The organism is Pleionea sp. CnH1-48 (assembly GCF_024124665.1).
Taxonomy (GTDB): domain Bacteria; phylum Pseudomonadota; class Gammaproteobacteria; order Enterobacterales; family Kangiellaceae; genus JAMXSB01.
Map to the genome: position 1 here is coordinate 28,203 of NZ_JAMXSB010000012.1, position 12,788 is coordinate 40,990.

At 46.5% G+C, this 12,788-nt stretch carries 9 protein-coding genes; 3 read left to right on the forward strand and 6 right to left on the reverse strand.

Translation table 11 applies throughout. From position 1 onward, the window contains the following. The first annotated feature begins 309 nt into the window (after window positions 1-309). Complete coding sequence (locus tag NH399_RS18220; protein ID WP_253042617.1) at window positions 310-489, forward strand: hypothetical protein; 180 nt, start codon at window positions 310-312, stop codon at window positions 487-489. Between the two features lie 565 nt (window positions 490-1,054). Here NH399_RS18220 and NH399_RS18225 read toward each other — a convergent pair. Then, window positions 1,055-3,388 (reverse strand): Tex family protein, encoded by a 2,334-nt coding sequence (locus NH399_RS18225; protein ID WP_253042618.1) that lies wholly within the window; start codon window positions 3,386-3,388, stop codon window positions 1,055-1,057. Window positions 3,389-3,871: 483 nt separating this feature from the next. Between NH399_RS18225 and ompR the strand changes: the two genes are divergently transcribed. Next, window positions 3,872-4,591: a two-component system response regulator OmpR gene (gene ompR, locus NH399_RS18230; protein WP_305885103.1), complete on the forward strand. Its 720-nt coding sequence runs from the start codon at window positions 3,872-3,874 to the stop codon at window positions 4,589-4,591. Between the two features lie 61 nt (window positions 4,592-4,652). Next, window positions 4,653-5,942 (forward strand): two-component system sensor histidine kinase EnvZ, encoded by a 1,290-nt coding sequence (gene envZ / locus NH399_RS18235; protein WP_253042619.1) that lies wholly within the window; start codon window positions 4,653-4,655, stop codon window positions 5,940-5,942. Here envZ and NH399_RS18240 read toward each other — a convergent pair. The 5 genes from NH399_RS18240 to pepP form a co-directional block, all read right to left on the reverse strand. Then, the gene (locus NH399_RS18240) at window positions 5,939-7,582 is read right to left on the reverse strand and encodes an iron ABC transporter permease (protein WP_253042620.1); all 1,644 of its coding nucleotides are present in this window, start codon (window positions 7,580-7,582) and stop codon (window positions 5,939-5,941) included. The genes envZ and NH399_RS18240 overlap by 4 nt on opposite strands. A 233-nt stretch (window positions 7,583-7,815) precedes the next feature. Beyond that, entirely contained in the window at window positions 7,816-8,814 is a 999-nt protein-coding gene (locus NH399_RS18245) for a Fe(3+) ABC transporter substrate-binding protein (RefSeq protein WP_253042621.1), read from the reverse strand. A 150-nt stretch (window positions 8,815-8,964) separates the two neighbouring features. Further along, the gene (locus NH399_RS18250) at window positions 8,965-10,179 is read right to left on the reverse strand and encodes a UbiH/UbiF/VisC/COQ6 family ubiquinone biosynthesis hydroxylase (protein WP_253042622.1); all 1,215 of its coding nucleotides are present in this window, start codon (window positions 10,177-10,179) and stop codon (window positions 8,965-8,967) included. Beyond that, window positions 10,172-11,431, reverse strand: coding sequence for a 2-octaprenyl-6-methoxyphenyl hydroxylase (gene ubiH / locus NH399_RS18255; RefSeq protein WP_253042623.1), 1,260 nt, complete (start codon window positions 11,429-11,431; stop codon window positions 10,172-10,174). The genes NH399_RS18250 and ubiH overlap by 8 nt, the downstream gene beginning before the upstream one ends. A gap of 14 nt (window positions 11,432-11,445) precedes the next feature. After that, complete coding sequence (pepP, locus tag NH399_RS18260) at window positions 11,446-12,756, reverse strand: Xaa-Pro aminopeptidase (RefSeq protein ID WP_253042624.1); 1,311 nt, start codon at window positions 12,754-12,756, stop codon at window positions 11,446-11,448. Window positions 12,757-12,788: the final 32 nt, after the last annotated feature.

The following is a 12,788-nucleotide window of genomic DNA, read 5'->3' on the forward strand; positions in this document are numbered from 1 at the left end:
CGGTTGGTCATTAGATACTTTGCGCTCCTCTAAAAACTCGCCACAAACCAGGACCGCAAAATGCTTATCAAACATCTTGTTCTATGTCTTCGCCACTGCTCAACAAACGTTCAAAAAAGCTGTTAATACAACCAGTTGCGAACGCGATATCACCGAACTGATACTTCGTTATAACAATAATTTTACTCTAGTGCGAGAATTTCGCCTTGATCTATCTCAAAGCAGTTTACTCAATGCCATAAATTTGATACTTATACTTGCACAAATGGGTACGGAATATTTTCCAACATGCTTAAGGAGATAAGCGGAATGTTGAACAGAGTTTTCTATGAACTGCTTCCCGCGATATATCTTGTATTAGGACTGGGACTGATTTTTCTTATTGAATCTGACTTGCGCTGGATACCAGCGGTATTTTTTCTGATTAACGCATTGCTTATCAGCGGATGGCGCATAAAGAATCGACTCAAGAAAGCCGAGCAATCATAACCACAGAGTTGTGCTTAGCAAAAGTCTTCCCTGTTTTGCAGTGAGTAACGAAAGCAGGACCAACAAAAAACTGAAGATTTAAGAAACCTTTTTTCAGGTTGCAGTGTCCTAATAATAGAGTCGTGGCTTTTCCCGGTGCTGCGGCTCTTTTTTTATGTTTTTTATTACTTTTTTACAGGCAATAAAAAAGCCCCACATAATGTGAGGCTTGTAAAGGTTTTCCAGTCTGCAGGGCCCAGTTCCTCTGGGCTTCTTTATATTCGCTAGCGCAAAAACGTTATAACAAACCGCATTATGAGTTGCAAATATTTTTTTACACCTTTCTATGTGCAGGTGCACAAAAACAAAGCACTATTTCACTAGTTTTTCCTTACACCAAAAGAGCTTACAGCACTTCAAGTCTTTTTAAACTATTGTATAAAAATCTCACAAATATAATATTTACAAAAGAGATGCGAACCGCAGGACATTTCGTATTTAATCGTGAAATAACAAAAAAGGCTGACTCTTATAACAAAAGTCAGCCTTTAGTATCAGGACAAAGCCTAAGGGTATTGCTCAAGCATTACTTGGATTTTTTCAAAGCATCCGCCAACGCCATACCCAATGCACCCGATGGACCTGAGTTACTTTTTTGCGAACGCTGCTTGCCGCCACCTTGATGACGACGTCCTCCGCCTGAAGGCTTCTGAGACGCTTTTTGTCCGCCACCCTGCTGATCAGGATTAGGACCAATCATCGATAAGCCAATACGCTTACGCTGCAAATCCACTTCGGTTACGTGAACACGAACGATATCACCCGCTTTTACCACCTCACGTGGGTTGCTAATAAAGTTCTTTGACATCACAGAGATATGCACCAAACCATCCTGATGCACACCAATATCAACAAAGGCACCAAAGTCCGTCACGTTGGTCACAGCCCCTTCCAGCTCCATGCCTTCTTTCAGGTCAGCCATGGTTTCTACGCCTTCTTTAAAGCGCGCCATTTTGAACTCACCACGAGGATCGCGGCCTGGCTTTTCCAACTCTTTCAAGATATCGGTTATGGTAGGTACACCAAACTGCTCAGTGACAAATTTCTCTGGCATCAGTTTACGAATCACATCGGTATTACCCATTACGTCTTTAACGGGCTTGTTATTCAAAGACTCAAGGATGTTCTCAACCACAGGGTAGGCTTCTGGGTGAACCGTCGACGCATCCAATGCATTATCACCATCGATGATTCGCAAGAAACCCGCAGCCTGCTCAAACGCTTTCGGCCCCAGACGCTCTACATCAAGTAACTGCTTACGATTCTTGAAGCGGCCATGCTCTTCACGATGACGCACAATATTCGCAGCCAGCGTTTTGTTAAGGCCTGATACTCGCGCCAACAAAGGACCCGATGCCATGTTTAAATCAACACCCACCGCATTTACACAATCTTCAACCACTGCACCCAACGTGCGAGATAGCTGGCTCTGACTCACATCGTGCTGGTACTGGCCTACACCAATCGACTTAGGTTCAATCTTAACCAGTTCGGCCAAAGGATCCTGCAAACGTCGTGCAATCGATACCGCACCACGGAAGCTAACATCCAGATCAGGGAACTCAAGTGCTGCCAGCTCTGATGCAGAATAAACCGATGCACCCGCTTCGCTGACCATAATGCGCTCCAACTTAAGCTCTGGTGAAGACTTCTGTAACTCTGTCACCAGCTTATCGGTTTCGCGCGATGCCGTACCGTTACCGATACTGACCAAATTTACTTTGTGCATCTCGCACAAGGTTTTTAGTTTACGCAACGACTGATCCCATTGATTCTGCGGCGCGTGTGGAAAGATAGTGGTATGAGTCAGCAATTTACCGGTGTCATCAACCACCACCACTTTAACACCCGTACGTAAACCCGGATCGAGACCCATAGTCACTTTTGAGCCTGCTGGTGCAGCCATCAAGAGATCACGTAGGTTGTTGGCAAATACATTGATGGCATCATTTTCTGAATTTTCACGAATGCGACCAACCAGCTCGGTTTCAAAATGCATGTGCAACTTAATGCGCCAGGTCCACTGAACCACCAACTGTAACCAGCTGTCGGCAGCGCGATTTTCGTTTTTAATATTAAAATGTTCAGCGATCATATACTGGCAAGGGTTTGAAGCTTTCTCATCTTCCAATAACTCAGCACTGGGTACTAACTGAATGGATAAAACACCTTCGTTACGTCCACGCAAAATGGCCAGGGCGCGATGAGACGGGATCTTGTTGAGTGCTTCAGAATACTCAAAGTAATCAGAGAATTTGCGCCCTTCCTGCTCTTTACCTTCAACCACAGAAGAACGAATAAAGCCGTTATCCCAAAGGTAATCGCGCAGTTTGCCTAGCAAAAGAGCATCTTCAGAAAACTTCTCCATCAAGATCTGACGTGCACCATCAAGAGCGGCTTTGGTATCGCCAATATTATGCTCTTCGTTTAGATATCCTTCTGCCTGTTGCTCAGGTACCAGATTCGCATCTTCCAGCAGCGCTAAAGCCAGAGGTTCCAGGCCCGCTTCGCGCGCGATTTGAGCCTTGGTGCGACGCTTAGGTTTGTAAGGCAGGTATAAATCTTCTAATTCTGTCTTGGTTGCCGCCGCTTTAATGGATGCTTCTAATTCATCCGTAAGTTTTTCTTGATCCGTGATACTTTTAAGAATAACCGCTCGGCGGTCTTCAAGCTCACGTAAATAGTTAAGGCGCTCTTCCAGAGTTCGCAGTTGCGTATCGTCCAAACCGCCCGTCACTTCTTTACGATAACGAGCTACGAAAGGTACGGTTGCCCCTTCATCCAATAGGTCAACGGCGGCTTTCACCTGTTGAGATTTAACGCTTAATTCATCAGCGATCTGTTTTGAAATATCGAACATGAGCAGAATCCTGTAACCAATTTCCTAAAGTGGAGATTTAATAACCAGAGCCATCAAAAAATGCCATCAACACACAGTTCAAGGAACCAAGGCTCAACAAGAGGGTCAGTGAGTTGGTGTTAACAAAATGCAGCATTTTTATGGCGACAGGCATTAGATGAGTTTTGTTCAAAGTGGCGCGATTATAACGAATGGGCGTTACAATGGGGAGACCTGCTGCGCGATATAAGCAATTTGCTGAATAATTGTTTACACTTAGAAGATTGTGGACGAGGATAAAACATTGATAGCATTAACAAAAGCTGGCCACAGGGCGGTTCAGACTTTTGTCATAACTTGAGACATAAGGCGCAAACCTATGCGATGCTCTTAGTTGTATGAGGGTTACACTAAGAATATCGTTTAAATCATCGCTGTTTGCGACTAATAAAACTCGTTTTGAACATGCCCTTAAAGAAAAAACACAAAAGCAGGATGGATGCCATGAGCGAAGAAACCCCCAAAATACTGGTAGTAGATGACGACTTGCGCTTACGCAGTTTGCTGGAACGCTACCTGAAAGAACAAGGGTTTATTGTCAGAACAGCGGCCAATGCCGAACAGATGGATCGCTTTTTAGAACGCGAAAACTACCACCTGATCGTACTCGACTTAATGCTACCCGGTGAAGATGGCCTGTCTATCTGTCGTCGTTTGCGTTCTAACGACAACTCGATTCCTATCGTTATGTTAACGGCAAAAGGAGACGAAGTAGATCGCATCATCGGCTTAGAGTTGGGTGCCGATGATTATCTGGCTAAGCCATTTAATCCGCGAGAGCTTCTGGCAAGGGTCAAAGCCGTATTGCGACGTCAATCTAAAGAAGTGCCAGGCGCTCCCAGCTCTGAAGAAAAACACATTGAGTTTGGTGACTTCAAACTCAATCTGGCGACTCGAGAAATGAGCCGTGGCGAGCAAGTGATGGGATTAACCAGTGGCGAATTCGCAGTGCTCAAAGCACTCGTCACACACGCGCGCCAACCCCTCTCAAGAGACAAATTGATGAATCTGGCTCGCGGCCGAGATTACAGCGCACTAGAACGCAGTATCGATGTCCAGGTTTCACGTCTAAGACGTATGATAGAAGACGATCCCGCCAAACCTCGCTACATTCAGACAGTATGGGGTGTAGGTTATGTATTTGTTCCAGACGGCAACGAGTAAAGCGTTTTTTATTCATTAGACATTGGCATTCCTACCTCACTGATGTTCATCGAGTAACCGCATGAGAATCTTCCCCCAGGGCGCCTTCGGGCGCACAGCGCTGCTTATCGCAGGCTTACTGTTCATAAACTTAATTGTGTACCTGTTTGTAACGGCCTTTATGGTGGTGCAGCCGAACAATGAAATCTTGATGCGACAGTTAGCCAATCAGATCAATACCATTGTCTTGCACGAGCAAGATAATGTGCCCGATTCAGTGCGCCACACCTTTGAAGAAATCACTGGGATCACGGCTCATGAATTTAAAGAAGCGCAAGGGGCTGGTCTTGATAATGCGTTGTATTACGCCAGCTTGTCTCACCAGCTAGCTCAACATCTGGGCGAGGGCTCTGAGTTACGTATTGAAGAATCCGATATGGCCTACTATTGGATTTTGCATCCCAAGCAAAAAGACATCTGGATCCGTATTCCCTCGGTACGCATCGACTACTTAAATTATTTTACGCCGGTAGTCTATCTACTGATTATTTTTGTATTAAGTCTGCTAGGTGGCTGGCTTTTTGCCAAACAGTTACACCGCCCCTTAAAACGACTAGAGCTAGCTGCGCGAGAAATTGGCCGTGGCGACTACCCAGGCCAGCTTAAAGAACAGGGAGCTGTCGAGCTGCGTGCTGTGACCAAAGCATTTAATCAAATGGCGCGAGATGTTCATCAGCTCGAAGAAGATCGAACCTTGCTACTGGCTGGTATTTCACACGATTTGCGAACACCGATAACCCGCATTCGCCTGGCCTCCGAATTTTTGGGAGAAGCAGAAGAGGAAACAAAAAACGGCATTATCTCGGACACCGAAGACATGGATGCCATCATCGACCAGTTCATTTCATTTGTTCGTGACGGACGCGACGAAGCCAATATCAACATTGATCTGAATGAACTGATTGAACAGATTGCCGAACTCAATCAACTGCACCAACGGGATGTGCGCACCCATCTGCAAGAAATTCCATTGCTTCCAGTTAAGCCCTTAGCCATGAAACGACTGATTGGCAATTTAATAGAGAACAGCTTCCGCTACGGCGAACCTCCTGTTGAGATCTACAGCTTTACCGAAGATGACTCTGTTGTCATTTCTATTCAGGATAACGGAACGGGGATCCCCGACTTAGATATGGAGCGACTGTTTCAGCCTTTTACCCGTGGAGAAGAAGCCAGAACCGGACGAGGTTCAGGGCTCGGGCTTGCTATCGTCAAGCGCATCGTTGAGCTGCATGATGGTGAAATTTTACTGCGAAACAGGCAACAAGGTGGACTCGAAGCCAGACTGGTGTTTCCAACACCAACCCTTTAACGAGCGGTTTTGCGAACGAGTAGAATAACCGGGACCAATCCAACGAGCACCAGCGTTATCGCAGGCAGTGAAGCACGCGCCCACTCGCCTTCAGAGGTCATTTCAAAAATCTTAACGGCCAAGGTATCCCAGCCAAACGGCCTGAGCAACAAAGTGGCCGGCATCTCTTTCATCACATCAACCAGCACCAGTAATAATCCGGTCAATAGACCTGGCTTGAGTAATGGCAAATAAACACGCGTGACCACCTGGCGCTGCGAAGCTCCCAAGCTGCGCGCGACCTCGGCCAGTGTAGGTGTCATTTTCTCGAAACTGGAATCAATTGGCCCATAAGCCACCGAGATAAAACGCACCAGATAGGCAAACAACAAAGCGGCAACACCAGACGACAATAATGGGGCCTCCCACTCAAGCGTTTCGAACAGAGGATAAATCAGGTGGTTATCAATAAAGGTCAAACTCAGCATAATGCCAACCGCCAGCACCGAACCCGGCAGAGCGTATCCCAATCGAATAAACGAGGTCAGTCGATTCATGCTGCTGTCTTTACAAAGATGCCGGGCTAATGCCGCCAGAAAAGCGGCCGTAACCGTCACAACGCCTGCACCGCCACCTAACAATAAAGTATGCTCGACCAACTCCCAGTAGTTCGAGTTCCAGTCATCGAGACTTGATAGTGCCCATACAAGGAGCTGGATAGAAGGCAATAAAAATGCGAGCAAAAAAACAGTAAAAGCAAAACCAAAAGCCAGCCAGCGTGAACGATGAGTGAGCTGAATACGCCCTTGCTGTTTGGTTTTATGAGTTTGATAGTAACGCAACTTTTGTCTGACCCGTTGCTCACTTAACAAGGCAAACAAAACAAAGATCATTAACAGACTGGCTAATTGTGCCGCCGTTTGTAAACTAAAAAAGTCAAACCAGGCTTTATAAATTGCAGTGGTGAAAGTATTAAAATTGAATACCGAAACAGCGCCAAAGTCTGCTAACGTTTCCATCAAGGCAAGGCTGGTTCCAGCCACAATGGCTGGACGACTCATCGGCAATGCTAATTTAAAAAAGGCTTTCCAGGGGCCCATTCCCAAGCTGCGAGCGGTTTCATAATGAGTCAATCCCTGTTGCAAAAACGATGCACGAGACATCATGTAGACGTAGGGATACAGCACCAACGTTAAGACAACACTGACACCAAAACCATTGCGAATATCAGGTAACCAGTTGATATCTCCCGTCCATTGATGCAAAGGCCCACCAAAATCAACAAACCCCAGTACTACAAATGCCAGAACGTAAGCAGGCATTGCCAATGGTAGCATCAATGCCCAATCCAACCAGCGTCGGCCAGGAAACTCACACATGGTCGTCAGCCAGGCCAATCCCACGCCCAGCAACACGACCCCAAAGCCAACCAGAACAACCAACTGAAGCGTATTGAGCACCAGCTCCAGTAACAAAGTATCAGTAAGATGTTGCCACAACTCAGCATCGATCTGTTGCCAGGACATCAAAATCCAAATAAATGGTAGGGCAACAAACAAGGCCAATCCCCATAGGCTCACACGCAACAACATCAGATGTTTATTATCAGAAGATTGAGCAGGGGGCTTAGGTAATTGTTCTGCAACCAGTTGGTGGGTCAAAAGTTAGCCTACTTTGTGATTCTATGGATTGGAAGAGTTCCATCAAGAGTGAATAGCAACGAACGTTCTTCTACCCGTCACCTTTCAAGGTGCAGCAAGGATTCACTTGCTAGCTGCCTACCTGCACTTTGAAATACTTTGGATATATTGTATAAGCGCACTCAATAAAACAAAAGCCGGACTTTCGAAAAAGACCGGCTTTTGGTAAGCACTTAAAAACACTCAGGCCAATCTTAACGATAGCCTACCGTGTCCATTAATTTCACAGCATGCTTCTGTAGTCTACCCGCTTCATTCACATTGATAACGTCGCCTTTAAAGTCGCCCCACTGCTTAACACTCTTAACGGCTTCAACCTTAGGATTAACTGGGTATTCCATATTCAAACCAGCAAACTGTTCTTGCGCTTCTGCGCTTGATAACCATTCCAATAACTTCTGTGCCGCTTCAGGATGCTTCGCATGTTTAGTGATACCCGCACCAGAAATATTCACGTGAACACCACGATCTTTCTGGTTAGGCCAGAACAAGGCTAACTTAAGGCCAGGCTCTTTCTTCATCAGACGGCCAAAGTAATAAGTGTTGACGATACCCACATCACACTGACCCGCTGCAACGGCTTTCAATACTTTGGTATCGTTTGAAAATGGCTTAGCTGCCAAGTTTTTGATCCAACCTTTTAATACGGTCTCTGTAGCTTCTTTACCTTTATTAGCCATCATAGTGGCTACCAGCGACTGGTTATACACTTTCTTAGAAGTACGTAAACAAAGACGCCCTTTCCATTGTGCATCGGCCAGGTTTTCATAAGTAGAAAGCTCAGTTGGCTTCACTCGCTCAGGATTATAAACAATGGTACGCGCTCGTACTGACAAACCAGTCCAATGATTTTTAGGATCACGTAAGTGCGCAGGTACGTTTTCTTCCAGCACTTTAGAGTCCAAGCTCTTTAAAACACCTTCCTGTGTTGCAAACCAAAGGTTACCCGCATCAACAGTAATCAACATGTCGGCAGGAGTACGCTTGCCTTCTGCTTTTAGACGCGCAATCAGAGGGGCAGCTTTGTCGGTAACATACTTAACTTTTACGCCCGTTTTCTTCTCATACATATCAAACAAAGGCTTGATTAAGTGCTCTTTACGAGATGAGTAAACATAGACTTCTTCCGCAGAAAGAGACGGAATCGCAGTGGCAAAAGTGGCCAGAGCTAAACATTTGGCGAGAAATTTCATGGGGATCCTTACGTTGTTCTATAACGACAATTTAGTAAATGATAATAATTCTTATTTTTAACTTCAATAACCAAATCATAAAATTCGATAAACTGACAACAAAATTAGCTCAAAAGCACATTTTTGCCTCTCAATTTCTACTGTTTTTGATTATTGAGCTTTGGCCAACTCTGGAATATGTCCTTTGATCCCCATCGCTCTGCGCATAAATTCAGCCTTCGCTAAAGGGTGCTGATTCAATAGATTCACCCCCAGATTACGTGCCACCACCAATGCAGGGAAACTTTGGCCATATACCCAATTGAGTGCTGTCATGGACTTTTGGATCAGGTGGTTATGAGTTTTTCTGCGTCGTTCGAACGCACGAAGAAAGCGAATATCACCAATGTCTCTTTGCTGTTTATGTGCACTGACAATCTCTTGAGCTAGCTCTGCCGCATCAAGAAAGCCTAAGTTCACACCTTGCCCTGCCAGAGGATGAATCGTATGAGCCGCATCACCGATCAAGGCGACTCGATGATCAAGGTAACGCTCGGCGTGACGAGCAACTAATGGAAACCCTGCCAAAGGCGTCGTCAGCTCGACGGCTCCCAACCGGTAATCAAAGGCGGCAGCAATTCGACTTTGTTGCACCTCAGGCTCAGCGGCCAAAATCTCAGTCGCTATTTCTTTGTCCAGTGACCATACGATGGAGCATAAATTAGCTTCTGGTAGCGGTAAAAAAGCAATGGGGCCAGAAGGCAAAAAACGTTGCCAAGCCGTTAGCTCATGATGGTTTTCGCAGCGAAGGTTCGCCACCAAAGCTAATTGGTGGTAATTCAGCTCATCGGTTTCGAATCCGCCCATCTGACGAATTTTTGAGAGTGCACCATCGGCACCCACCAGCAATTTTGCTTCAATACGTTCACCATTTGCCAAAACCAGCTTGACCTTCTGAGGTTGCCACTCGACTTCTTCAAGCTTTGTTGCCATACGAAAACGCACATTGGGCTCATCACCAATACTGCTCACTAGCGCCTGTCGGAGTACCGAGTTTTCAACAATATACCCAAGATCTGGCTCTGCTAGCTCCTGCGCACTGAAGCGCAATTCGGCACTGCCATTTTGCTCCCACACACGCATAGCGTCATAAGGTGTACAGCGACCAGGAGGCAAATGCTGCCAGGCGCCAACATTGCGCAGTATGTTTTCACTGGAACGCGCGATAGCACTGACGCGGCTATCGTATTTTCCGTCAACAGACGGAGCCGGAAAATCCTGCGCATCGATGAGCGTTATAGATAATCCCTGCTGCTTTAGTAGTGCGGCCAGAGCCAGCCCCACCATACCCGCGCCTACAATGGCAATATCGACTTTTTCAGCCATAAGCCACTCCCTTAGTTTTTTGTTGAATTCGCTCGAGCGGAACTCCTCGCGCTAACAAGGGAAGATCATGACGCAATCCCATTGCCTGCTGCGCAAAAAGTGATTTAGCGGGTGAGAAAATATCTAAGCCCTTCAAGGCTGCATTCCGTAAAGCAATGGCTAACGGATGACGATGGCTAAAGCCAACTGCCAGACTGTGCGTGGCCGCCAAGGTTTGCTGAATATCTGGCTGGCGACTTTGCCAATAAGCCTGCAAATGCGCCTGAGCACCGATATCTAGATTTTGATAGTGCGCTTTTGCAATGTACTCAGCGAGCGCAGCGACATCACGTAACCCCAGATTAAACCCTTGTCCGGCTACAGGGTGAGTCGTATGCAAAGCATTGCCCACAAAGACAACACGTCCCACCACACCCTGCTGTAACTGTTTTAAGCTCAACGGATAAATATGTCGCTGACCGATACGTTGGATCTTACCCAGTCGATAACCAAAGCTCTGCTGGAGTTGTGCGCAGACTTCCTTATCAGACATGCTTAGCAAGGATTCTTTATCTGCAGCATCAATAGACCAGACCAAGGACATACGATTACGCGTTAGTGGCAATAGAGCCAGTGGCCCGAAAGGAGTAAAACGCTCAAACGCCCAGTTCTTGTGAGGCACACTGGTAGCAATATTACTGATCAGCGCCATTGGTTCATACTGAGTTTGTTGATATACCAAATCTAACAACTGAGCGCTGTTTGACTGGGTACCGTCGGCTGCGACCATTAAATGGGCACTTAGTTTTTTATGACCGTCAGCAGTCTCTAACCCCAGCGTTACCTGATGAGCATCTTGCTGAATAGAAATCAGCTTTGCCGGAGAAATTAACTCAATCTGTGGCTGACGGGCAATACGCTGATAAAAAACCTCACCAGCAAAACGATTTTCAACCACATAACCTAGCGCTTTCAAATCATAATCACTGGCATGTAAACGGCATAAACCCGCTTGCCCACGTTCAGAGATGTGAATGTGCTCGATGGCCGCACAGCCTGGCTGTAATGCATCCCAGCACCCCATCGTCTGCAAGATGCGCACAGAGCCAGACGAGAGCGCCACCGAACGGTCATCAAAGCTAGGCTGTTGCTGACCTTGTGGTGGAAATGCTTCTACTACAGCAATAGACAAAGGCAATACCGACAGTGCCAGCGCCATGCTGGCTCCAACCATACCACCACCAATAATCACCACATCATAATGTGACTGCATCGTATCTTCTCGGCTTATGCACTCATGAGTTGTTCGATTTCTTCAACAGATTTAGGCACTCCAGATGACAAAACTTCATGGCCATCGGGAGTCACCAATACATCGTCTTCAATTCTCACTCCAATGCCCAATAGAGACTTATCAACTCCCTGGCTGTCTGCAGGAATATACATACCAGGCTCAACGGTCATTACCATGCCGGGTTCCAGTACTCGTGGCTCACCATCAATTTGATAATCACCCACGTCGTGAACATCCAGCCCAATCCAATGTCCCGTTTTGTGCATATAAAATCGTTTGTAGGCTTCTGCTTCGATGAGCTTATCGAGCTCACCTTTGAGCAACCCAAGCTCCACCATACCTACCGTTAATACTTCAACGGCTTTGTTATGAGGCTGCATCCAGTGATTACCTGGCTTTACTTCTTCAATGGCTGCCAGCTGTGCTTTGAGGACAATCTCGTAAACTCGCTTTTGCGCACGAGAAAATTTGCCATTAATAGGAAAAGTTCGAGTAATGTCGGAGGCATAGTTATGTAACTCAGCCCCAGCATCAATCAATAATAAGTCGCCGTTTTTCAGCTTAGAATGATTCTCGGTGTAATGCAGAATGCACGCATTATCACCACTGGCAACTATCGATGGATAAGCTGGAAAACGCGCCCCACGGCGAGCAAACTGGTGGTGTAGCTCAGCTTCTATATCCAGCTCTGTCATACCCGGTTCGCAGACTTTCATTGCGTGGCAATGAGCATCCGCAGCAATCTCAGTCACCTGACGCATCAGCTTGACCTCAGCACTGGATTTAAACAGACGCATGTCATGAAGCGCATGACGTAGATCAACAAACTCGCCTGGAGGCTGCGCGCCTTTTTTTACCTGAGTGCGAATTTTATTAACCCAATCGATCACCCGTCGATCAAACTCAGGCCGTTTACCCAGCTCGTAGAATATTCGGTCGCGCCCTTCCATCATGCCAGGGAGAATGTCGTCAATATCATCAATTGGAAAGGCATCATCCGCTTCAAACGTAGCGCAGGCCCCTTCGGTTCCATAACGACGTCCATGCCAGGTTTCCATTTCGAGATCTTTCTCGTTACAAAACATCACGAACTCGCCGTGCTCACGACCAGGGATCAAAGCCATAATGGCATTCGGCTCCGGGAAGCCAGAAAGATAATGAAAATCGCTGTCTTGACGAAACAAATAATCCACATCGCGACTGCGCACCTGCTCCTGAGATGAAGCAATGATAGCAATACTGTTAGGCCCCATACTTTGCATAAGATGGGCGCGACGACGGGCAAACTCCTGACGACTTATCATGAAAAAACTCCTACAGAAAAGTCAGTAGCGCG